The sequence below is a fragment of the Neobacillus sp. FW104-15D2 genome, from assembly GCF_058790155.1.
In genome coordinates, this window is the sequence record NZ_JBYTCJ010000033.1 from 38,523 (window position 1) to 61,479 (window position 22,957).

The 22,957-nt window shown below is 38.1% G+C and carries 26 protein-coding genes; 17 read left to right on the forward strand and 9 right to left on the reverse strand.

Features of this window, described 5'->3' with window-relative positions; genetic code table 11:
- Positions 1-201: 201 nt before the first annotated feature.
- Positions 202-1,140 carry a sigma-70 family RNA polymerase sigma factor gene (locus AC3WR0_RS21225; RefSeq protein WP_492554157.1) on the reverse strand — a complete coding sequence of 313 codons (939 nt, stop codon included), beginning with the start codon at positions 1,138-1,140 and terminating at the stop codon, positions 202-204.
- A 447-nt stretch (positions 1,141-1,587) separates the two neighbouring features.
- Between AC3WR0_RS21225 and AC3WR0_RS21230 the strand changes: the two genes are divergently transcribed.
- Positions 1,588-2,181, forward strand: a complete 594-nt coding sequence (locus AC3WR0_RS21230; RefSeq protein ID WP_492554158.1) for a YdeI/OmpD-associated family protein — start codon at positions 1,588-1,590, stop codon at positions 2,179-2,181.
- A 126-nt stretch (positions 2,182-2,307) separates the two neighbouring features.
- Here the strand turns inward: AC3WR0_RS21230 and AC3WR0_RS21235 are convergent, their stop codons facing one another.
- Positions 2,308-3,135, reverse strand: a complete 828-nt coding sequence (locus AC3WR0_RS21235; protein ID WP_492554159.1) for an endonuclease I family protein — start codon at positions 3,133-3,135, stop codon at positions 2,308-2,310.
- On the reverse strand, positions 3,135-4,097 hold the full coding sequence (locus tag AC3WR0_RS21240; RefSeq protein ID WP_492554160.1) for a S8 family peptidase: 963 nt from the start codon (positions 4,095-4,097) through the stop codon (positions 3,135-3,137). Before AC3WR0_RS21240 ends, AC3WR0_RS21235 begins: the two co-directional genes overlap by 1 nt.
- Before the next feature lie 538 nt (positions 4,098-4,635).
- On the opposite strand from AC3WR0_RS21240, the gene AC3WR0_RS21245 reads away from it, so the two are divergent.
- The gene (locus tag AC3WR0_RS21245; RefSeq protein WP_492554161.1) at positions 4,636-6,690 is read left to right on the forward strand and encodes a Na+/H+ antiporter; all 2,055 of its coding nucleotides are present in this window, start codon (positions 4,636-4,638) and stop codon (positions 6,688-6,690) included.
- Between the two features lie 416 nt (positions 6,691-7,106).
- On the opposite strand, the gene AC3WR0_RS21250 is transcribed toward AC3WR0_RS21245, so the two are convergent.
- Positions 7,107-7,559, reverse strand: a complete 453-nt coding sequence (locus AC3WR0_RS21250; RefSeq protein ID WP_492554162.1) for a hypothetical protein — start codon at positions 7,557-7,559, stop codon at positions 7,107-7,109.
- A 504-nt stretch (positions 7,560-8,063) separates the two neighbouring features.
- On the opposite strand from AC3WR0_RS21250, the gene AC3WR0_RS21255 reads away from it, so the two are divergent.
- The 7 genes from AC3WR0_RS21255 to AC3WR0_RS21285 all read left to right on the forward strand — a co-directional run bounded on the left by AC3WR0_RS21255 (position 8,064) and on the right by AC3WR0_RS21285 (position 13,192).
- On the forward strand, positions 8,064-8,822 hold the full coding sequence (locus tag AC3WR0_RS21255; RefSeq protein WP_492554163.1) for a DeoR/GlpR family DNA-binding transcription regulator: 759 nt from the start codon (positions 8,064-8,066) through the stop codon (positions 8,820-8,822).
- A gap of 19 nt (positions 8,823-8,841) precedes the next feature.
- Entirely contained in the window at positions 8,842-9,552 is a 711-nt protein-coding gene (locus AC3WR0_RS21260; protein ID WP_492554164.1) for a glucosamine-6-phosphate deaminase, read from the forward strand.
- Positions 9,553-9,589: 37 nt separating this feature from the next.
- A complete protein-coding gene (gene agaB, locus AC3WR0_RS21265) occupies positions 9,590-10,063 on the forward strand; it encodes a PTS galactosamine transporter subunit IIB (RefSeq protein WP_492554165.1) in 474 nt (157 codons plus the stop codon).
- A 59-nt stretch (positions 10,064-10,122) separates the two neighbouring features.
- On the forward strand, positions 10,123-10,920 hold the full coding sequence (gene agaC, locus AC3WR0_RS21270) for a PTS galactosamine transporter subunit IIC (protein ID WP_027322351.1): 798 nt from the start codon (positions 10,123-10,125) through the stop codon (positions 10,918-10,920).
- The gene (agaD, locus tag AC3WR0_RS21275) at positions 10,910-11,713 is read left to right on the forward strand and encodes a PTS galactosamine transporter subunit IID (RefSeq protein WP_492554166.1); all 804 of its coding nucleotides are present in this window, start codon (positions 10,910-10,912) and stop codon (positions 11,711-11,713) included. Before agaC ends, agaD begins: the two co-directional genes overlap by 11 nt.
- Before the next feature lie 4 nt (positions 11,714-11,717).
- On the forward strand, positions 11,718-12,158 hold the full coding sequence (locus AC3WR0_RS21280; protein WP_492554167.1) for a PTS sugar transporter subunit IIA: 441 nt from the start codon (positions 11,718-11,720) through the stop codon (positions 12,156-12,158).
- A gap of 251 nt (positions 12,159-12,409) precedes the next feature.
- On the forward strand, positions 12,410-13,192 hold the full coding sequence (locus tag AC3WR0_RS21285; RefSeq protein ID WP_492554168.1) for a Cof-type HAD-IIB family hydrolase: 783 nt from the start codon (positions 12,410-12,412) through the stop codon (positions 13,190-13,192).
- A gap of 358 nt (positions 13,193-13,550) precedes the next feature.
- Here the strand turns inward: AC3WR0_RS21285 and AC3WR0_RS21290 are convergent, their stop codons facing one another.
- A complete protein-coding gene (locus tag AC3WR0_RS21290) occupies positions 13,551-14,072 on the reverse strand; it encodes a hypothetical protein (RefSeq protein ID WP_492554169.1) in 522 nt (173 codons plus the stop codon).
- A gap of 234 nt (positions 14,073-14,306) precedes the next feature.
- On the opposite strand from AC3WR0_RS21290, the gene AC3WR0_RS21295 reads away from it, so the two are divergent.
- The 3 genes from AC3WR0_RS21295 (at position 14,307) to AC3WR0_RS21305 (ending at position 15,850) form a co-directional block, all read left to right on the forward strand.
- Positions 14,307-14,663, forward strand: a complete 357-nt coding sequence (locus tag AC3WR0_RS21295; RefSeq protein ID WP_492554170.1) for a hypothetical protein — start codon at positions 14,307-14,309, stop codon at positions 14,661-14,663.
- Positions 14,664-14,949: 286 nt separating this feature from the next.
- Positions 14,950-15,165: a hypothetical protein gene (locus AC3WR0_RS21300; protein ID WP_492554171.1), complete on the forward strand. Its 216-nt coding sequence runs from the start codon at positions 14,950-14,952 to the stop codon at positions 15,163-15,165.
- Between the two features lie 103 nt (positions 15,166-15,268).
- Positions 15,269-15,850 carry a DUF4256 domain-containing protein gene (locus AC3WR0_RS21305; protein WP_492554172.1) on the forward strand — a complete coding sequence of 194 codons (582 nt, stop codon included), beginning with the start codon at positions 15,269-15,271 and terminating at the stop codon, positions 15,848-15,850.
- Positions 15,851-16,206: 356 nt separating this feature from the next.
- Here AC3WR0_RS21305 and AC3WR0_RS21310 read toward each other — a convergent pair whose 3' ends face one another.
- Genes AC3WR0_RS21310 through AC3WR0_RS21320 form a run of 3 tightly spaced genes read right to left on the reverse strand, consistent with a single transcriptional unit; the run spans position 16,207 to position 17,503 of the window.
- Positions 16,207-16,605, reverse strand: coding sequence for a cupin domain-containing protein (locus AC3WR0_RS21310; RefSeq protein WP_492554173.1), 399 nt, complete (start codon positions 16,603-16,605; stop codon positions 16,207-16,209).
- Positions 16,606-16,629: 24 nt separating this feature from the next.
- A complete protein-coding gene (locus tag AC3WR0_RS21315) occupies positions 16,630-16,770 on the reverse strand; it encodes a hypothetical protein (RefSeq protein ID WP_492554174.1) in 141 nt (46 codons plus the stop codon).
- On the reverse strand, positions 16,748-17,503 hold the full coding sequence (locus tag AC3WR0_RS21320) for a carboxymuconolactone decarboxylase family protein (protein WP_492554175.1): 756 nt from the start codon (positions 17,501-17,503) through the stop codon (positions 16,748-16,750). The genes AC3WR0_RS21315 and AC3WR0_RS21320 overlap by 23 nt, the downstream gene beginning before the upstream one ends.
- Before the next feature lie 167 nt (positions 17,504-17,670).
- Here AC3WR0_RS21320 and AC3WR0_RS21325 point away from each other — a divergent pair, with 167 nt between their 5' ends.
- Entirely contained in the window at positions 17,671-18,219 is a 549-nt protein-coding gene (locus AC3WR0_RS21325) for a TetR/AcrR family transcriptional regulator (protein ID WP_492554176.1), read from the forward strand.
- A gap of 203 nt (positions 18,220-18,422) precedes the next feature.
- Here the strand turns inward: AC3WR0_RS21325 and AC3WR0_RS21330 are convergent, their stop codons facing one another.
- Positions 18,423-18,839, reverse strand: a complete 417-nt coding sequence (locus tag AC3WR0_RS21330) for a MerR family transcriptional regulator (protein ID WP_492554177.1) — start codon at positions 18,837-18,839, stop codon at positions 18,423-18,425.
- Positions 18,840-19,138: 299 nt separating this feature from the next.
- On the opposite strand from AC3WR0_RS21330, the gene AC3WR0_RS21335 reads away from it, so the two are divergent.
- The 4 genes from AC3WR0_RS21335 (at position 19,139) to AC3WR0_RS21350 (ending at position 22,646) form a co-directional block, all read left to right on the forward strand.
- Positions 19,139-20,179 carry an NAD(P)-dependent alcohol dehydrogenase gene (locus AC3WR0_RS21335; RefSeq protein ID WP_492554178.1) on the forward strand — a complete coding sequence of 347 codons (1,041 nt, stop codon included), beginning with the start codon at positions 19,139-19,141 and terminating at the stop codon, positions 20,177-20,179.
- A 161-nt stretch (positions 20,180-20,340) separates the two neighbouring features.
- Positions 20,341-21,510 carry an MFS transporter gene (locus AC3WR0_RS21340; RefSeq protein WP_492554179.1) on the forward strand — a complete coding sequence of 390 codons (1,170 nt, stop codon included), beginning with the start codon at positions 20,341-20,343 and terminating at the stop codon, positions 21,508-21,510.
- A gap of 64 nt (positions 21,511-21,574) precedes the next feature.
- Positions 21,575-22,282: an SDR family oxidoreductase gene (locus AC3WR0_RS21345; RefSeq protein WP_492554180.1), complete on the forward strand. Its 708-nt coding sequence runs from the start codon at positions 21,575-21,577 to the stop codon at positions 22,280-22,282.
- 70 nt (positions 22,283-22,352) lie between these two features.
- Complete coding sequence (locus AC3WR0_RS21350) at positions 22,353-22,646, forward strand: HPr family phosphocarrier protein (RefSeq protein WP_492554182.1); 294 nt, start codon at positions 22,353-22,355, stop codon at positions 22,644-22,646.
- Positions 22,647-22,957: the final 311 nt, after the last annotated feature.

A 22,957-nucleotide genomic window follows, 5' to 3' on the forward strand; every position in this document is an offset into this window, starting at 1 on the left:
AACTGAAGTATTCTCTTTTGAAAAAGCAAATATAAAAATAGTAATGAAGCAGTTGATTTCACAAGTGAAAATCAACTGCTTTTTGCTATTGTAGCGTGAAAATATGGTGAAACTATCAATATACTTTTATTAAGGGAGTATAGTGAATAAAAAATGGTAAAGTATAAACAAAAAACTTATGGATTCTAAGAAACCACCACCTCATGTCCATTTCACTGGTGGTTTTTCTAACTGTGCTTTTATTCCAAGCTCTTCAGCAGCTGCCAGAATAAATTCTTTTCTAAAGAAATAACTTTTATGACTTACTATTTTCCCGTTTTCAACTTCTTGTAATTGTATATCATGAATCTCAGGATCATGATCCCCATTTGCAAACACAATGATAACTGGTTTGTCCCACAGAATAATCTCCTGAGCTCTATGACCTGGTAGACCAAATCTTAAGGATCCTTTTACCATTTCATCTTTAGAAAACTCTTGAAAACCAAAATAGGCTTCATTTTGTGCTTGAACACTAAATAGTTTTAACATACCATCCAAATCTCCATTATTAAATGCTTCTAAATATGCCTGGATGGTTACGTTAGTTTTATGGGTGTACAACCCAGATTGTGATTGAGTAAAATTAAGAGAAGCAATTTTTCTTCTCGCTCGTTGTATGGAAGAATAGACGCCTCCTGGAGTGCTATGGACGATGCCGGCTACTTCTTCTGCACTAAATTGGAAAACATCCATTAAAAGAAATGCCGCAATTTGTTTAGGTGTCAAATTAGAATTTAATGATATTAGAATTTCTTCCAATAATAGAGAACTTGAGAAATCTTCGTTAGGCCAAGCTGCTTCAGCTAAAGTTCCTACTTCCCGTTTTAACTTTCTGCAATGGTCAATCCAGGTGTTTGTTGCAACCCTAAATAAATAATATTTTTTGTCCGTAATTTCACTCCACCGTTGTGGGAGAAAGCCAAACGATTTTATAATTGTTTCTTGATAAAGATCTTCACCATCCCACGGGGAACCGGTGACATATTTACAATAATTCCATAAATCGGTTGAATAATCAGAGATCATTTCAAAAAATTCATTTCGAACCTTTCTAGTTTCGTCTACAAAATCCTTAGTAATTTTATCAATTGGTTTCATCAATATTCCTCCTATTGTCACTATACTAAATAGACGTTTGTATGTTGAAGGATTATACGGCTTAGGAGAAAAAATTTTAAAAAATTAAATTTACTAGAACTATTGTTAATTAAGAAGAAATAAAATAATGTTTTTTACGGGAGCTGCTTGTAGAACAAACATGGCAGTTTAGCGCATAGCTATCAGTAACTTTCCAAGCCAGTTCTGCTTGTTACGACACCCATTAATGTCCTATTATAATCGGGCAGCAATCAGAGTCTTTTCATAGCTCGAAAGTTAGGGGGGAGGGTGATTTTGAACGATACAAATAAAATGAGGGATGAGATAATGATTCAAGGTGGATGAATATCATGTAAAGCCATTAAAGTGACAGAAAGAGTGGGGGAACTTGAGAATCATCATTCTTTATTGTCAGCTGATCGAAAACTTGAAGTGGGGTGTTCCTTGGTGACAAATAGTAAAATGAATCCAAAGGTTGATGAATTTTTAAGTAAAGCGAAAAAGTGGAAGGAAGAATATGAAAAGTTGAGAAATATCGTTCTTGACTGTGAGCTGACCGAAGAATTTAAGTGGATGCATCCTTGTTACACGTATGAGAAAAAAAACATCGTTTTAATCCATGGATTTAAAGAATATTGTGCGCTTCTGTTTCACAAAGGTGCCTTGTTACAGGATTCCCATGGGATTCTCATCCGACAGTCGGAGAATGTACAGGCGGCACGCCAGATACGGTTCACCAATGTTCAAGAAATAATTGAAATGGAACCCTTCTTGAAAGCCTATATTTATGAAGCCATTGACGTTGAAAAAGCCGGTTTGGATGTGAAATTTAAAGAGACTACAGAATACATAATTCCTGAAGAACTTCAACATAAATTCAATGAAATTCCTGCCTTGAAAACTGCCTTTGAAGAATTGACGCCTGGACGGCAAAGAGCATACCTTCTTTATTTTTCTCAACCTAAACAATCCAAAACTCGGGAGTCTAGGGTTGAAAAGTATATGCAGCAAATTCTCAATGGCAAGGGATTAAATGATTAGTCGAAAAGAAAGATGGGTGGGGAGTGAACCCGAAGTCCCTAAATGAAACGGGTCAGCAGTAAAGAGCTTTAAGATTTTTAAGACTGGATAAAGTTGAGTTATAAAAAAACCCTCTGGAATTTGCTATCAGAGGGTTTTAACGCTGTATTGTGGCACTATTATGTCCGACACTAGATGTGGAAAGTCGATAAAAGGATTTCGATTTCCCTGCAGCTCGTATATAGCTGCATTTCTATGTTTTTCATAAAGGCTCACGGGAAATTCTGTATGCCATTTTTTTAGAATATTAAAGTCCATCTTATCTTCTATGGTTACAACGTCTTTATATCTTATATAAAAGTAAAAAACGGCTCTAGCTGCGATTCCTTTTCCATATTCCGGCTCGAATTTCCCGTCCTCTGCCAATCCACAGCCTGTTCGAATGCTCAAAGTAGAAGGTGAATAAGAAGGAAAATCATAATAGGGAGAATTACCCCTGCTTGAGTTGCATGAAGGCTCACAGGCGAATAGATGATGCAAATCGCCTCTCATGGGCTCCTTCTTTTGAAACCAGGACTGAGGGACAACATGCTCGCAGTTAAACTTCATTTCCTGTGATAAAAGCGAGGCATCGCCCTTTTCCATTAAAGCAAGTAATTTTAAATCAGCTTCTATCACACGGAGGGGGTCCATAGCCTGTCCTGAGTAAAGGCTTTTTAACTGCCTGTTCTCTTGGATATCTACCCATGGATACACATAGTGGTGGGGTGAGTAGGACAGAGGATGTGTATGTGTATCGAGAAGTAATCGATGGAGTGTAACAGCTAAATCTTTGTCTTCAAAACAGAGTTGCTGATAGTAAGCTTCCCTTGCTTTCTCATCAATGTGTTCGTCGTAATATATTTGTCCGCTGGAGGCGGAAAGGAGTGTCTTTGCTGCCAGCCATTCTTTATGGTCAAATTCTTCACCGTTCATTAGATACTTACCTGCAGCATAGTGACTTTCTCTTTGAAAATATCCTTTAAGTAATCCTGTGCAGTTAAATAAACCAGCCCGTTTCCTTCAAGCTTTGGCGTACGGTCAAGAGGAATTGTTCGTTTGATTAGCTGAGCATAGAGTTCCGGTTCAGTTAGGTTTCTGCCGAAGCTTTCATTTGCAATAACCTTAATAAGTGCAAGCGCCCCAGAAACATGAGGTGCTGCCATGGAAGTACCGCTAAGCTTAGCATATTTCCCCTTCAGAAATGTGGATAATATTTCTTCTCCCGGAGCAACCAGGTCTACTTCATTATTGGAATTGGTAAAATCAGAGGATCTTCGTTCAAAATTAATGGCCCCCACACTGATTACCTCATTATAACAGGCCGGATAGCTAAGCTCGTCTGTCTTATCGTCTCCATCGCCTTCGTTGCCTGCAGCGCAGACGACTAGAATATTGTTCTGAACCGCCGATTTAATCGCTTCATGCAAACCAGGATCATCTGAAGGACCCCCAAGAGACATGGAGATTATATCTGCTTTCTGCTCGATCGCATACAGAATACCATTCTTAATCCATTCATACTGGCCCGAGCCGTTTTTATCCAAAACTTTTACAATTAACAGTTCCGCTTCAGGGGCCACGCCTATCACACCGGTTTGATTCAGTGACGCAGCTATGGTACCTGACACATGAGTACCGTGGCCATTGTAATCTTGATATATATTCTGGCTGCCACCATCATCCTGAGTAAAATTTCTGCCGCCCTTGATTCTGTCTTTTAAGTCGGGATGAGAAAGATCACAGCCTGTATCCAGCACAGCAACCGTTATGCCTTTGCCTTTCGTCTTCTCCCAAATTTTAGGCGCCTGGATGAGTTCAATTCCTTCAGGTATCTCGCCAACCTCTTCCACATGCTCCACAACTTTGTACGGAATGACTCGGACAACTTGCTCCATTATATTTCCTCCTTTAGAGTAAATGGTCCTTCAAGATACAGCTTTGAAGGCCGGGCTAAGAGTGGCGGAAATAACCGCCAGGGGAAAGTCAGAGCGGATTCTGGATGTGTTAACTGAATTTTAACGATATTCAATAAATTTTAACAGTTCCATAAGACGGATACTTTCTACAAATCTTATGCTAAAGATAATTCAAAAGGATGGGTTTTTTGAAAAAGATGTCTATTTTTGACTAAATAGCTTAATAATTTACACTGTAATTTCGAAGGGAATATTTTCTGACATATTTGCTATTTAAGATTTATGAGGAAAAGTAATATGGAAATAGTAGAAGTTAGGAAAAATTTGCGGAAAATTGGGAAAGAAATAAAAGTAGGATGCAGATTTAAGCTGGCCATAAAAGAAGCTTCCTTTTTTGGCGAAAAGAGAGTTTAGATTGATTCAGTTGCCCTTTATATTAGGAATTATGATGTTTTAGTTTTTGTACGCTATTTTTTCTTGTGTGATGTAAATGATAGGATAATGGGGTATATGAGTTTTGACCGTTTTTTTAGAAAGAAGTGTGCTGATGGATATTTTAATGACGTGTTTGTTGCTGATAGTCGCTTTACTTATATCAAATATTGTAAGCCATTATATTCCAATCATCCCTACGGCGCTGACGCAGATTGGTTTTGGAATTTTGATTTCATTTTTGTTCCGGGGCTTTTCGTTTGAGATTGAAACAGAGTGGTTTTTGCTCCTTTTTATTGCTCCGCTTTTATATAATGACGGCAGGCATTTCCCACGGGAAGAATTGTGGAAGATGAAAGCGCCGATTTTTGGTAATGCTATTGTTCTTGTCCTGCTTACGGCATTAGGCGGAGGGTGGTTCATCCACTTGATGATTCCGAATGTACCGTTTTCAGCGGCTTTTGCTCTAGCTGCCATTTTGTCTCCGACTGATCCCGTGGCTGTGAATGGTATTGCAAAACGGGTCCATATTCCTGAAAAGATTTTAAATCTCGTTAGAGGGGAGTCACTTATTAACGACGCATCGGGACTAGTGGCATTTAATTATGCCGTGGCAGCAGTTGTTACAGGCTATTTTTCAGTTCAAGAGGCACTGGTAGACTTCACTTACATGTTTATCGTTGGTGCTTTATTGGGATTACTTCTTGGCCTCTTTATTGCCTGGATCCGGTTTTCTTTGCGCCGGGAAGGAATCCACGATGCTGCATTCCATTCTCTCCTTCAGATTATGACGCCCTTTATTATTTTTATTATTGCCGAAGATCTCCTACATGCTTCTGGAGTCATTGCGGTGGTGGTTGGCGGAATCGTCCATACTCTTATAAGAGAGAGAACAGAAACACTTATCGCCGAGGAACATGTACTTACAGAAAATATTTGGTCTGTCTTTACGTTTATCTTGAATGGAATTGTCTTTATTTTGCTTGGATTGAACATCCCTTCATCCATGAAGGCTACTGTAGAAAGCCCGAATATAAGTAATGGGATTGCCATTATTTATGTTGTAGCGATTGGCACCGTTATTCTGGGGATTCGATTGGTTTGGGCCTACTTCTTTGGACAATTCCAATACCGTTCAAGCCAGTTTCGAGAAGAGGAGAAACCAAATGCTGTGTCGGTCTTATTGCAGACACTGACAGGTGTGCGTGGTGCCGTCACTATGGCGGGTGTCTTGTCGATCCCCTATGTCGTCGATAGCGGTGATGAATTTCCGGAACGGTCTTTACTCCTTTTTTTAGCGGCTGGGGTCATTCTGTTTACCCTTCTGGCTGCTACAATCTTGCTCCCGCTTCTTAGCAGGGATAAGTCATTTGAGGGAAATGAACTTGATACGATCGATTTGAGTGAAGCAAAAAGGAAGCTATTGCTTACAGGAATTGATGCCATCAGGCATGAAATGAATGATGAAAATGAAGCGGCTGCTTTTGAACTGATCGGAGATTACAGGAGGCTGTTCCATCAAATCAACCCAGGAACTCCGGGTGCGAGTTCTATCGCATTTATGGATAATTTCATTGAGGTAAGGCATGTCGGGCTCAAGGCAGAAAGAAATTACATTATGAAGGCTCTTGACCTTAACGAAATGGATATAGCAACCTTTGATTCCTTTGAAAAAGCTCTAGACTTTCGTGAGGAGGCGCTGTCCCAAACGGCCCATGCCGGAATGCTTTACCTAATCGGGAGAATGAAGAGAGGCTTCTACCGCCTAAGGAGAAGGAAGCAGAAAAATGAAGAGGGGCAAATAGTAAGGCGCAGACTAGCGGATTTTCAAATAAAATCTAGTCAGGAAGCCATTGAGGCACTCAATGAGTTTTCATTATCCTATAAACGTCCCGATATCGTAAAAATCGTAATATCGGATTATGAAAGGATGATCAGGAGCCTCAAGCGGCCAATGTTCACTTATCACGGGAATCAGGAAGAACACAAAGAGCTCTTAAGGATTAAAGCCATGGATAGGGAAAGGGCAAAAATTCGGGAATTGTTCGAAGGGGATGAAATTACCAGGGACCAGGTAAAAGAACTGCGGATGTTTATTAATAATATTGAAAGTGTTATTTTGCAGGGAACAACGGAGTAGAAAAGCCTGAGCTGCCAACATGCGGAAGCTCAGGCTTTTTTTATATTATCTATTGGTTTATAGCAAAGTTTTGACAAGATGTTTAAAAAAAGAATGCTGATGAAAGCAGATAAACGCTACAAAGTCATGTTAAGGAATGTACTAGGAATAGGAGCTGCTTAGTTGAATATGAAAAAGCACCTGGTGTCGTCGGTAGGGGAAGGAGTGGTCGGCACCAAGTGCTTGAATAGTTATGTAATAACCTTTTAAAAAGTTAATAAACGCGAAATTAGGATTTCGATAAAATGGTACTAGCTTCTAATTACCTTTGTCCTATATTTCAATTTGCTCTGATAAGTATTTATTCCCTATCCCGTTTTATCAAATATTTTAGAGATTATTAAGCTGCCGGGAAAGGTTAGCAGAAGAATATGCTTTCACTGATTAACTTTTTCGATCAGGTTTTTATATGATACAGCTTCTTTATCTGTTGACTTAAGGCTCTTGGAATAACCTTTTTTAAAAGCTTTTATGTATGCTTTGACATAAGATTTTCCTAACTTATTTTCTGCAGTTTGAATGTTCATAAATTTAGTCGAACTTCTTTGGCTTAACACTTTAATAATTAAATTATTGGTAATCTCGTCAACATTGTTAGTTTCGAATATGGTGTTTTTTTCACCTAACATAGCTTTAGAAAAATTAAATTGATCTCTATCCACTAATCCACAGTACATTCCATCATATAGCCCATGATTATCACTCTTAGTTTGCGGTGAAGGCTTCTCCACAGCATTTTTATTTTCTTTCTCCTGTGTCGAACTAGAATTTAATAAATTAACGGCAATGAATAACAGCAATAGACATATTAATTTTCCTTTGATATGCATTGAATTCCTCTCCAGATTCTTTGTTTTCAAAGAATTATTATCCTTATACATTTGATAAACCCTATTAAAAATAATGATTTGTTATTTTCATTCTTTTAATACACCTTTTATTAAGTGTGCTAAAGGGGACAGCTCCATTTTCTTGTTGTCCTAATGGGACAATTAAGTTGAGGAGGAAAAAATACTTTTGAATCTCCCTTCACCGTGTTAAAAGGATTTTTACTATTAACAAAAAAAGTTAATTGACATTTTGATTGAAAGCGGTCACAATAGTGATTGTAAACGGTCACAAAATTGATTGAAAACAGTCTCTCTGTGGAGTGGTAAAGTCATAATGACCGTTTTGGAATGAGGGTGAAAGAGTTTATACAAAAAGTTCGGATGATGAAGTCTTATCAATAATCATCTTAAACAGCAGTAACCCCTAAAATGATAAATCAAAATCTCAAACGATAGCAATAGTTGTAACCGCTCACAACTTTGTCGTTTATGGGGGAAATGGTCTTGAGCAAAAATCTTGATGATAAAGTGTTAGAAAGAATTAATCTTAAAAAAACGGTTACCCTTGAATTGATTTGTTCTGAGTTTGCAATCAGTGAAAGTACGTGCAGACGAGTTTTTAAAAGACTTGAAGAAAAGGGTCTTATATTAAGGTTTCATGGCGGAGCCAATAGTCTGGACATGAAACAGGACAGCATTGGTGTTTACGATCGTTTTTACACGAAAGCAGATTTGAAGGATCTGATCGCACAAGAAGCGGCAAAAATGGTAAGACCCTTTAATACTATTTTTCTTATGGGTGGAACAACCGTATCTCGAATGTGCAAATTTATCAAAGACCTTCCATTGAAGGTGATTACGAATTCTCTTCTTGTATTTAATGAGTTATCGATGGTAAAGAACATTGATTTGGTGTTGCTGGGCGGAAACTTTAATCGCGATGAATCGGATTTTAGAGGACCATTAACCACAATCAACTCAAAGCTTTTTACATGTGACCATATTTTCATGGGGGCTGATGGATACATTCGCAATGCTGGATTTTCTACAGAAGATGAAGGTGTAATAGATTTGTATCGTTCGAGTATGCTGCTAGCAAATAATTCATACTTGCTAACGGATAGTTCGAAATTTACAAATCGCGGAAAGGCAGTCATTGCTCCATTTAAGGATGTAACACATGTTTTTACGGATTATCTGGTTCCTGCTGAAATTGTGGAAGAGCTAAGGGGATCATCGATCAACGTAGTGATTGCAAAGTGATAAACGGGAGGAAATTAAAATGGCAGTTCAGTATATTGATACAAAAAGTTATGATGAATTATCGGATCAAGCAGCAAGGAAAATCTTTGAACAGGTACAGAATAAGCCAGATTCCCTTCTTTGTTTAGCTGGTGGGGACACACCCATCGGTACGTATGAAAGAATGGTTGAGGCAGCCAAAAGCGGAAAAATAGATTTCTCTCAATGCCGTTTTTTAGGACTTGACGAGTGGGTTGGGTTAGGTGAAGAAAATCCTGGAAGCTGCCTTTCCTATTTAAATAGGCATCTGTTTGAGCCACTTGGTATCAAAAAAGAACAGATTGTTTTCTTTGATGCAAAGGCAGAGGATTTAACGGCAGAACTTACACGAATTAATGAGTTTGTTAGGATGAATGGTCCAATCGACTTAAGCCTGCTTGGTGTTGGTGTAAATGGACATTTAGGATTCAATGAACCATATTCCAGTCTTGAAAACGAGGCGCACATCGTTGAGTTGGATGAAACCACTCAAGAAGTTGGAAAGAAATACTTTAACGGTGGTAGTACGACATCAAAGGGGATTTCACTTGGATTGAAACAACTCTTGGAATCTAAGACGGTGATTGTGATCGCGAATGGGCCAACCAAGGTGGAAGCAATCGACGCACTTAAGATTGGTAAATATGATCCAAGTAAGCCTGTAACCGCTATAAATCATCATTCAAACGGATATGCGATTTTGAACATTTAAATCCATTTACTCACAAACCTAGGAAAAGAGGAGAACAATGAATACACCTAATATCTTATTAACACGCATTGATAACCGTTTAATCCATGGACAAGTTGGTGTTTCTTGGACGACTGGTATTGGAGCAAACCTGCTTCTTGTAGTCGATGACATAGTTGCACAAGATGCTTTACAGCAACAACTGATGACAGCAACGGCTGCTTCTTCAGGAGCGGGTGTTCGATTCTGGACGATCCAAAAAACGATTGACACGATTCATAAAGCAGCTCCACACCAAAAGATCTTTATTATATGCCGCACACCTGAAACGGTAAAAAAACTTGTTGATGGCGGTGTACCAATTAAAGAAGTCAATATTGGAAATATGCACTTTTCAGTAGGAAAAACCTCAATTAGTTCCAAAGTGTATGTGGATGCGAAGGATATCGAAGACTTGAAGTACATTGCTTCAAAAGGAATTGATACTTACATTCAAGACGTACCTGGGGAAGCAAAAGAATCATATAAATAAGACGCCTCCTGGGTTTTTAAAAAAGCCCAGGAAGCTAACCACATGGGAGGAGACTGGATATGCATGAAGTAACGTTGATTCAAGGAATTTTACTATTTATTATGGCTGTTATTTGCGGTATAGATATGTGGTTAGAGGGAACTTATATATTCCGTCCAATTATCGTTGGTACCTTAACAGGACTTATTTTGGGCGATGTAAAAACAGGTGTTATGGCGGGAGGATTGGCAGAACTTGCATTTGCTGGTTTGACAGCTGTAGGTGGAACACAACCGCCAAACTCCGTACTTGCAGGGGTTATGACTTCAGCGATTGCGATAACGACTGGTAAGGATCCAAAATTAGCACTAGCACTAGCATTACCATTTAGTTTGCTCATGCAATACGTAATTCTATTTTTCTACTCTTCATTCGCGTTCTTTATGGCTAAATTGGACAAGTATGCTGAAGAAGGAGATACGAAAGGGTTCGCAAGAATTAACTGGCTCACTATTTCAATTGTTGGTCTAACGTACGGCATTATCGTGTTCCTATGTACGTATGCTGCTCAAGGCCCAATGAGGGATATTGTTGAAAGAATGCCAGAATGGCTGACAACTGGATTTAGTGTAGCGGGCGGTATCTTACCTGCCATCGGTTTTGCCATGCTGCTGCGCATTATGATGAAAGTAGAACTAATTCCATACTTCATCTTCGGATTCGTATTTGTTTGCTTTATTCCTTTTGGAAACGTTTTACCTGTTGCGGCACTTGGAACAGCCTTTGCCTTGTTCGAATTCTTTAAACAAAAAAATTCAGTTCAAGCTCAACCTGCAGCTGCCATCAAAGATGAGGAGGACTACAGCGATGGAATCTAACAACAAAGTATTAACAAAAAAAGATATTAACAAATTAGCGCTAAGATCGGTTTTCCTGCAAGCAAGCTTCAGTTTTGAACGGATGCAGGCGGGCGGCTGGACATATGCGATGCTGCCATTCTTGAAAAAAATCCACAAGAATGATAAAAAGGCATTGTCTGAATCAATGCAATACAATATGGAATTCCTGAATACAAATCCATGGACATCAGGATTTTTAATGGGACTTGTGCTCTCTTTAGAAGAAAATAAAGAAGATCGAAACTTAATCAAGAACTTGAAAGCAGGATTGTTTGGGCCACTAGCTGGATTAGGAGATGCCATCTTCTGGTTTACAGTGCTTCCAATTGTTGCGGGTATTTCAGCGTCTTTTGCAAAGAGCGGAAATATTTTAGGGCCAATATTCTTCTTCCTATGTTATTGTTTGGTATTTGCAAGCCGTTTCTTATGGACCAATATGGGCTATAAACTAGGAACTAGCGCAATCGACACTATCCAAAAAGGTTCACAGCTTATTTCAAAATCAGCATCTATTCTGGGTATCACAGTACTCGGCGGCTTAATTCCTTCATACGTTAACTTGCACATTGTAAAAGAATTTACAATTACAGCAGGGCACAAGTTTTCGATTCAAAAGGATTTCTTAGATCACGTATTCCCGAACATCTTGCCATTAGCCTACACATTATTTATTTTCTACTTGTTAAAAAAGAAGAAGATGAACCCTGTATTGTTAATCTGCTTAACCATCGTTTTTGCTATCGTTGGTTCATACTTCGGAATCTTGGGGTGACAATATGAAAAAGATTATATTAACGGGACATGGGGAAATATCAACCGGTATAAAGGGATCTTTAGAATTACTTGCAGGTCAGAATGAAGATGTGATGGCAATAGATTTTACACTTGATATGAGTGACAGCGATTTAGCGGCAAAATTACAAGATGTTATATCTTCATTTCCGGATACGCCATTTTTATTTGTGTGTGACATTCTTGGTGGAACACCTTATAAAGAGGCTGCAAAAATTGCAAATGACAATCATCACATGGAAGTGGTTGCCGGCTGTAATCTAGGGGCAATTCTTGAAGCGTCTCTTATGAAGGATACGATGGAACTATCTGATCTAGCAAATTTCATTGTGGACCAGACAAAGAACTTTGCTGCAAAATTTGAAAAGGTCGACACACAAGCAGCGAGAGAAGATATAGAAGAAGACTTTTCAGACGGGATTTAATGGAATGAAAGAAACTCTAGCCTGAATGGGTTGGAGTTTTTTTCTAATATAATGGCACGAAGGTTTGGGTATTACTTACACAACCTGTTTGCCAACTATAATGAATTTAGTTCGTTCTCAAAATCTATAAAGATTGGTTTAAATCATACATGTTGTTTTAACTCAGCCAACGTTTACATTCTATAACATTATGAATTAACTAATTAAGTTTAGTTATAGCAAAACCAAACTCTAGTACAAGGAGATTTTTTATGGTCCGTGCTATTTTTTTTGACATTGATGGTACTTTAGTTTCAGGTAAGAGTAAGACATATACTGAATCTACAAAGTTAGCATTAGAAAAACTCCATAAAAAGGGTATACACCTTTTCGTGGCTACTGGAAGACATGTGTTAGAGATTGAAGAAGAGCATTTGATAGATGGACTTTATTTTGATGGCTACATTACTTTAAATGGGCAGTATTGCTTTAACGAAAAAGAATTAATCTATCATAATGAAATCAACAAGGAAGATATAAAAAATATAATAAAACAAATTGATTCACATCCGTATCCATGCATGTTCTTAGAAAAGGATAGAATGTACATTAATATGATCAACCAGGAAGTGATAGAGGCACAAAAAGCAATCCACTCAGCCTTACCTCCCGTAATGGATATCCATCGTGCTTTGGAAAATCCCGTTTATCAAATTGTTCCCTATGTTGATAGTGCAAAAGCTAAAACTTATCCCCTAAGTGTCCTTAAATATTCTAAAGCGACACGTTGGAATGCTTTAGCGATTGATATTATTCCGGAAAGTGGAAGTAAAAAGGAAGGGATTAAAAGTATCTTGGAGCATTATCAGATTCCCCTAGAAAGTACAATGGCATTTGGAGATGGAGAAAATGATATAGAAATGCTGGAATATGTAGCATTAGGTGTAGCTATGGGGAATGCTGGGGAAAAGGTGAAAAAAGCAGCGGACTACATCACGGATGATGTAGATAATGACGGGATAATGCGTGCATTAGAACATTTTCATTTAATTTAGTCGATACAAAAGGGAATCGGAATTCGTATGGAAGATAAAGAATAGAGCTCCGAATTGAAAAAGATTCTTTAAACGCCAATATGGCTATTTTTGATATTTGAAATAATAATATTCAGGTAAGGCTTGTGAAAAGTTGTTTAATTGCTGATGTTTTTCATAAGTTTTTTCATTCAAAATTTGTCATCCTTTACAATCAATCCTTAATATAAAAAAAAGACAGCCACAATTATCTGGCTAACCATTACGGGTGCTTATTAGTAAAGGAATTGCTGCAACAAACCTTTTTTGTTATTGAACTTCGAATAAGATCATTTAAAAAGCCTCGATTCGAGGCTTTTTTGTACTTCAATAGAATTATTTATTTAGAATTAGCCCAATAATCGTTTTGAACTGTGTTTACCGGCTCACTATATCCTACGACATTTTCAATAATGTAAATAAATTCCTCCATTATTTCTTCTACCTTGTTTGTCAAAATAGTTTTTCCTCTGCAATCAAGCTTCATTTTAGATTCATTATATGTCAGTTCCCAAGTTTCTAAAATACCATTCTCATTATAAAATTTTATACTCTTTTCGCCTTCTTTTATTAACTCATAGCAAATGCGAGTCATTTTTTGTCCGTTATGAATGCCGACTATTTCATTAAAACATTCTCTAAATCCCAACCGCTCAAAAGAATTAATAATATCCTCCGCGGACCATTCTTCGTACATTTTTACGAGGACTAAAAGATCATCAGCAAAATGGCTTGTGTAACTATCCAGTATTTCAACTAAGCTTACTTTTTTAATAGTACCTTTTATATCGTAAGTAAACTTATGAGTTAAAGGTATTTCCTTTTCCCTTAAAAGCTTCATTAAACTTCTATGAACGATCATTAAATTCCCTCTCTTTCCTTAAATACTTGGATAGACTCCCACTATTTGAGGATTTTTATTCCTTATTGAGGACATCACTAGTTTTATTGTGCTATAGGGAGGTTTGTTTAGGTATTTTAAATTTAGTTCCTCAGCGAGAAGTTTGTTTCAAAATAATCGTTAAATTCTTAGAAGGATAAAACAACCTTGTTAATGAATAAAAAAATAGAATCAATCCTTAGGAGGGTGCCAGTAATGATAAAACATTTATTATCAGTAGCAATCATTCTTTTGAGTATTTCTATAATATACTGTGGATTTCAGGTAGGTAATTACAACAAAAGACAGAACAGTAAGAGTATAGTTATTTCTAATACTAGTATGGATAAAGGATTATTAACTTTTGGGGAAACGGCGAAATATCTAAGTATGTCTGTGGAGCAACTCAAATTAATTGTAAACGCACAAGATGAACAAAGAGTCCAATTATCTTCTTTTGAAACATATAAATTTCTTCCCTATATTGAAGTTTCTGGTGAAAAGTATTTTAATAAAGTCCAAGTGAACGAATGGATAAAATATAATTCAACCAATTGGGAAGAAATTAATTAGCAGTTGTGCATCTAACGTGTGTTTGAGTACGAGAAGGGGGTGCAGAGGCAGCTCCTTTTCTTTTGTGTGCCAGGCATGTTCATCAACTTGGCGGTGAATGTCCGTTAGGGACGTCGTGATATACGAATCTTTAGCTGAAGCCAAGGGTGCCCACGGTGATCAAAGATGAACGGAGTACCAAGTTTCTTAAACAAAAGGGCACTGTGACCTATCAGTTTAGCATAACTGGCCTCCGCCCCTTTTTAATGTTCAAAATATTATTGAAGAGGAGAACTCGTATAAGTTAGTGCTTAATTGTGCTGATTATGCTCATTATTTACATCCTGTTAGAAACCAAATTACCGATGAAGAAGGTTGTAAAGTTGTGTTTGAAGCTGGATTAGCTACTAAAAATGAACCAAAACTTGACAGTAGGATTCTGAAATTTTTAACAGAGGAGGAAATTGAGTTACTACGTGAAGCCTGTGAAACTACTTTGGAGAAATATCATAATCAGCAATAAGATCATGATTCTTCCAACTAGTTTCAGAAAACGATTTATTTTAAAACAAATATTTATATATACTTAAACCATTATGATTAAAAACTTTAAGGAGGAACCTAACATGACAAAGAGCAATAAAGACAGCCATAAAAAAGAGTTGTCACATGAACAACGTGAAGAATTACTGAGAGCATTGAAAGCCCGTTTTGAGAAAAACATGAACCGCCATAAAGGCCTTGAATGGGATAAAGTCCAAGTAAAACTGGAAGCTAATACTGAAAAACTGTGGTCGCTCAATGAAATGGAAAGAACTAGCGGTGAACCGGATGTTGTGGGTTATGATAAACAGAAAGAAGAATACATCTTTTATGATTGTTCATCGGAAAGTCCTAAAGGTCGCAGAAGTGTTTGTTACGACCTTGAAGCGCTGGAGTCAAGGAAAAATCATAAACCAGAAAATAACGCTATTGATATGGCAACTGCCATGGGCATTGAACTTTTAACGGAAGAAGAATATCGATCGTTGCAGAAACTTGCAAATTTCGATTTGAAAACGTCGAGCTGGGTGCAAACACCCTCTGATATTAGAGAACTCGGCGGTGCACTTTTTTGCGATCGTCGCTTCGGGCACGTCTTCGTGTATCACAACGGTGCTGACTCTTACTATGCTGCCAGAGGGTTCCGTGGCTCACTAAGGGTCTAAATTTTCATATATAGATGAAGTTGATGAGCTTGCCTTAAGGGTCCGCCCAGCCGGCGGTACTGTATTCAGCAAGCCAGGCGAACGTGGCGGCTGAATGTACGGCTGCGGTTTTGCTGATCCGGACGGTCATAGGTGGAACATGTTGTATATGGATATATGCAAAATGCCGCAAGTCTGAACGCCCGACACTCCGGTGTTTTAACAAAAAAGCGAATAAAGGTACATAACCAAACTTGTAGTTTACTTCAATATGGAGTGAAGCATTTTTTTATTCAAGTAACGAGGCAGTTTCCTTCACAAGGTTATAGAAAAAAGCCGACCTTCACATATGGAAGACCGGCTTTTCTTACTTGAAATTATAATTTATTATACGTTTCATCATCGACAGCTTCCAACCAGTCTGTTTCTCCCGGTGTAAGTGCTAAGTGTACAAACCAACTGTCTTTCGTCGCGCCGTGCCAATGTTTTACATTCGCTGGGATATTTACCACATCACCTGTTTTGAGTAATTGAGCTGATTTTCCTTCTTCTTGATACCAGCCTTCACCTCCGGTAACTAATAAAACTTGCCCAACTTTATGAGAGTGCCAGTTATTGCGGGAACCTGGTGCAAAGGTGACATTCCCGATTGATGTGTTTAGAGGAGCTGGATCGGTAAACACCATTTGTAAGTATGCATCACCGATAAAGTAGTTTGCATCAACTTTTTGTCCCAGAGGGAAGATTGTACTGTTTTTTAATTGTTCATTTTTCATCTTTTATTCCCACTTTCTTTGATTTTAACCAACTTGTACAGTTGGACGGATAATCATTTCATTGAAACCAACAGCTGATGGCTGCTCATGGGCAAATGCGATTGCACGAGCAATGCTGTCACCATCAATTGCCACTCCTAACTTAAGTTCCAGGAATAATCTCATTTACACAGCTTAGAGCATTCAGCGTTCTTGGAAATCCCATATAAGGAAGACAATGGGTGAGGGCGGTAATCATAGTTTCCTTATCATTGCCCACATTTAGGTTTCCTTGCACATGTGCCTTCACTTGGCCTTCAGCACCGCCTAGGCTGCTTACGATGCATAGTGTCAGTATTTCCCGTGTCTTCAAATCGAGTCCGCCACGGGTATAGAAGTCTCCAAAACAAAAAGAGGAGAGATAATCCTGAATATGCTTTTGATTTGAGGGGGCACCCTCTCGCATTTTTGCTATGACTTCACCGAATATTTCTACTTGTACAGCAAGTCCCTTTTCAAAACGATTATCTTCTTCAACCTTATTTTGGCTTTCAATCGGTAATGCGATGTTCTTTGATTTGAAAACCTCATTTATCTCTGATATGGCATTCAGCGTTTTGGGGAATCCAATGTAGGGAGCACACTGGTAAACTGCCTCTTTTATTTCTATAGGTGTCAATCCGACGTTAAGAGCCGCAACAACATGTGCCTTGAGTTGAGGCAACGTCTGGTTAGCAGTAAGCACTGCCAGAGTAATAAGCTCCCGCTGCTTGTCATCCAGATTACCTTGATAAAATACTTCCCCAAATATGAAACGGCTCAGGATGTCCTGAAAATCAGGATCGGTAGCATATGCGGCAGGTACTTGATCGCCAAATAGATGCTTGTATTTTTCCTTGCTCTTTTCAACACGGTTCATTCTTACACCTCCAGCTTCAAAAATGAATATTGATTGATTAATCAACACCTGTTTATAATTATAAAAAGAAACTGGACGCTTTCAATGGTTAAAATAACGCATTTCGTTGATTACTCAACAAATCAATTAAAATTGTTGATTATCTTTAGAAAGATAGGTGAATTAAAATGTCTAAAGTAGATAGAAGAATAGCCAAAAGCCAAGAAGCTATAAAAAATGCTGTAACTGAACTGATGTCTGAAAAAAGTTTTGACGACATTACTATTCAGGATATTGCAGACAGAGCAAATGTTAATCGAGGAACCATCTATCTTCATTACACGGATAAATATGATCTGCTGGATAAGATGATTGAAGAACATATAAATAATCTACGAGAACTTTGCCAATCGGCATATGATCTGACATTTCAAGAAGGGAACTATGTCTGGTTCGAATACTTTGAAAATAACTTTTTATTCTTCTCAACAATGTTGGCGAGTAAAGGTGCCCCTTATTTCCGGAGTCGATTTCTTGATTTGGTCATTGAAGAGTATAAAGCTGATGTGGATGTAACAGAAGGAAAAAATGACGGTTTAAATGAAGATGTTATTCTTCAATTTTTTGGCTCAGCAATCGTAGGTGCAGTGGAATGGTGGTTCAAGAAGAGAAAGCCCTTGCCAGCTCGTGTTATGGCAGAACAAACAGGGGCATTGTTAGATAGGAATTTTGAATAATTTAACAAACGTTTCTAATAGAAATATAACCTGAGTCCATATCTATTACAGGACTCAGGTCGTTTATTTACTAGTAAAATAATTTTGCCCAACGATTCGTTGGGCTTCGCTCGCAGTATAACGTGGTGTTCCTCTCACTCATATTGCAACAGAGGCACCTGAATTTTTAATAGACATAATGAAATACACTGGTTTTCTACTTATTAGTAAGGATTGGAAACCGCTATTTTATCATTTTTATGAATATCTTCCGTTCCGGCATCCAATGCAGTTTGGTAATAGCTGCACTTATGCTCGATCACTTCCATTGTTTTTTTTAGTTCTTCTATCTGAGCTTCTACAATAGCTTTTCGCTCTATAAACATGTCATATCTTTGTTGCAACGTGGAATCCCCATCAGCACACCAATCAAAGAAATTTTTAATTTCCTTAATGGGCATTCCGGTGGATTTCAGACATTCAATTACTTTTAAACCGCCGATATCGGATTCTTTAAAGCGACGGGTTCCGTTGGTTGTCCGTTCTACAAAAGGCAAAAGCCCTTCCTTATCGTAGTAACGCAAGGTATATACTGTAAGATTCAATTCTTTTGCAACTTCGCTTATAGTGTATGTCTTCATCATTTATCTCCTATTCTTAATGATATAGACTTCGAGTTAACTCTATGAATGAAGAGAATTTAACATGTGATATGCTAAATGTCAATGTTACTTTAACATTCCAGGGACAGCAGAATTAATAATATCAATTTTTTTTAAATAAGGTATTGACCTAGAGTTAACTATAACCATTAATATGGTTTTGCAAGAGAAAAAAAGCAGGGTAGAAATGAAAGAGAGGGAAGTTCAACTTAAGTTTTGCCTTTATAGCCGTACAAGCGCATTCTCTTGAAAAATAGATATTATTGGAGGTTTTATTAATGATAACTGCTAAAGCACGAGCTGTAGACGGTCCAGACAAACCGTTTCGAGCTGCTGAAATTAAAAGACGAGACCTTGATTCGCATGATGTTCTGATTGAAATTAAATATGCAGGTATATGCCATTCTGACATCCATACTGCTCATGGTGAATGGGGTCAAGTAAACTATCCACTCGTGCCTGGACATGAGATTGCCGGAATTGTCACCGAAGTAGGAGCAGAGGTCACAAAGCACAAAGTCGGTGACCGGGTAGGCGTCGGATGTATGGTTGATTCCTGTGGCGATTGTGAGAATTGCCGTAAAGGTGAAGAACAATACTGTCTTAATGGAAATGTACCCACCTACGCTGGTGTTGACAAATACGGCGAGCCTACTCAGGGTGGCTATTCAACCCACATTGTTGTAACTGAAGACTTTGTAGTTAGAATTCCAGATAATATCGGGCTTGACGCCGCAGCACCATTACTTTGCGCAGGTATTACGACATATTCTCCACTAAATCATTGGGGAGCTGGTCCAGGTAAGAAAGTAGCAGTTGTAGGTATGGGTGGTCTTGGTCATATGGCTGTCCAAATTGCACATGCTATGGGTGCCGAGGTTACGGTTCTGTCACAATCATTGAAGAAAAAGGAAGATGGTTTGCAATTAGGAGCAGAAAATTACTATGCAACAAGCGATCCAGAGACGTTTAAGATACTCGCTGGTACGTTCGACCTTATCATTAATACAGTAAGCGCAAAGATTGATATTAGTGCCTACCTTTCATTGCTGGCACTGGATGGAGCATTGGTCAACGTCGGTGCGCCAGCAGAGCCATTGTCATTAAATGTGTTCTCTCTCATCGGCCATCGCCGTTCATTTGCAGGTTCTATGATTGGAGGCATCCGTGAGACTCAGGAGATGTTGGACTTTTGTGCAGAACACAACATTGCTCCTATGATTGAAGTCATTTCAGCCGATCAAATTGACGAAGCTTATCAACGCGTTTTAGCTTCAGATGTGAAGTATCGTTTCGTAATTGACATCAGTACAATGTGAGCTGCGTAAATGAAAAATTCTAATGCGGATTTTGAAGGTGTCCCTAAAGCCTAGCTTTTGGGACTTCCTTTTATTTATGTTGCTTCAAAGTAAGATGAAGACCTATCAGCGCGATGTGGATTTTTTTATGGTAGTTTCAAAATATTGGAGGTGTATATTTTTTGGGAAAACAAAACAACTTGCTCATATTTATATTAACCATAGGAGTCTTCGGCATTTTAAATACTGAAATGGGGGTTATTGGGATACTGCCTTCCATTGCAGAACACTTTCATGTCAGTATCGCAAGAGCAGGTTGGCTAGTGAGTTTTTTTGCCATTGTTGTTGCAGTATCCGGCCCAACGATGCCGTTACTGTTTTCGGGTATAAATCGGAAGAAGGTCATGTTACTTGTACTAGGTATTTTCGTTTTGGGGAACACCATATCCATATTTACATCTAACTTTACCATTCTATTAATTGCTCGTATCATTCCGGCCTTTTTTCATCCTATTTATTGTTCTTTGGCATTTACTGTAGCTGCTGCAGCAGTAAGAAAAGAAGAAGCTCCAAAAGCTGTTTCCAAAGTATTTATAGGGGTATCAGCCGGTATGGTAGTCGGCGTACCAATCGCAAGTTTTATTGCAAGTGTAACTTCTTTACAAATGGCATTGTTATTTTTTGCTATTGTAAATGCTATAGTATTCATTGCTACATTGATTTTTGTACCATCTATGCCTGTTGAAGAAAGACTATCCTATGGTACACAATTTTCCGTATTAAAAAAATCGATTACATGGCTTTCTATCATTACCGTCATTTTATTAAACTCCGCCATATTTGGGGTTTATAGTTATCTTGCTGATTATTTAAAAACTGTTACGAATATGTCTTCGAACACTGTGAGTTTAATATTATTCGTATACGGCGGAGCTAATATTATTGGAAATATTGTCGCAGGGAAATTACTAACTAAAAATGCAAGCAAATTTGTCGCATCTTTTCCTTTTGTATTAGGGATCGTTTACATTCTATTATTCCTATTTGGACAGTTTACTTTACCTATGGCGTTCATTACTTTAGGTTGGGGAATATTAGGTGGAGTCGGAGGTAATATCAATCAATATTGGCTTGCTTCTTCAGCTCCCGAGGCGCCTGATTTCGCCAATGGTTTATTTATATCAGCCTGTAATATAGGAACAACCATTGGTGCAGCTGCAGGCGGCCTATTTATATCAGAAATGGGTACAGAATACGTCGTATTAGTGGGAATCCTATCATTGATACTAAGTTTGGTAACTATTTTACTAAGAAATTATATGTATAGTCCTACAAAACAACTCTCCGCATAAGGAGTATCCCTTATGAGGATTCTTAGATGCCACCCAATCATAGAACGAGAAATGGAGGAGTAAAATGGGACACGATAAACAAGTTGCGCTTGTAACTGGCGGGAATAAAGGAATTGGAAATGAGCTGTGCAGACAATTGGCTTTAAAGGGTTTTAAGGTGATTTTGGCAAGCCGGGATCCAGATAGGGGTAATCGTGCTGTGCAAAAACTGAAGGAGTTAGATCTGGATGTTTCGGGTGTAGAGATGGATGTCACCAATCAAGAAAGCATCCTAAAAGCAGCGGTTACAATAAATGAAAAGTATGGAAGATTAGACGTATTGATTAATAATGCAGGCGTGTATTTAGATGAAAATGAAAAGTTATTGGCTATGGACCCATTCATTCTGGAGAAAACAATGGCAACAAATTTCTTCGGAGTTTATCATGTGATTCGTTCCTTTATTCCCCTCATGGAAAAACAGGGCTTTGGGAGAATTATTAATGTTTCATCAGAATATGGCGCTATGAGCGAAATGTCATATCCAGGAGTAGGGGCCTATAAATTGTCTAAATTTGCCCTAAATGGATTAACACGATTGGCAGCTGTAGAAACCAAAGGTGATATCAAAATAAATGCAGTCGATCCGGGATGGGTAAGTACAGATATGGGTGGACCATCTGCTCCAAGAACACCAAGGCAAGCAGCCGAGTCTATTCTGTGGTTAGCAACAATCGGACCTGAAGGACCTACTGGAGGGTTCTTTAGAGAAGGAAAACAAATTCCTTGGTAACTTTAGCGAATTTGTAAAGTCAAGGACCCTTTCCCTAAGAGTGGGGGAGGAGAGGAGTGAATGAAAAGTGATGAAAAAACAATATAAGATGGTTGCTGTGACGGGATTTGCTCATCCGGCGTGCTTGATCGTAAGTGATGCTTCTAAGTTCACATCTGCAATTTCGCTTAATTACAAGCGTGTTTCTGTTAATCTGAAAAATTCGCCCAATTCAATTATGGAACTTATGATATTAAGTATTAAACCTGGAGCCTATATCAAGATTACTGCAAATGGGTGTGACGAGCAGCTTGCTTTAAAAACAATAGAAAATTCTTTAAGTCAAAACTTATATATTGAGCCGGAAAAGCGAGGAATAGTTTGAACGTCCCTAAAGAATTATGTACTTTCTGTAATGAATTTGTTAAGGGCGAAGCATAATGGTCAAAACAGTTTTCTGTGTTATCCCCATTTATAAGCCCGCCTGCGCCAAATGGAAAAGTCCTCACAACATGAATATTTTTAAGAACCGAAATGGGCGACTTCTTTAACATCAGGTCACCTAATCTTACTGGGTCTTTTGATTAAGAAGACTGTCAATTACGATGGTCTTTTATTATTTGACAAATTGTATTATTAAGTGCGACATCTAGAAAATACAAAAAAACCCACACTCGCTTCGTGTAAAATAGAAGT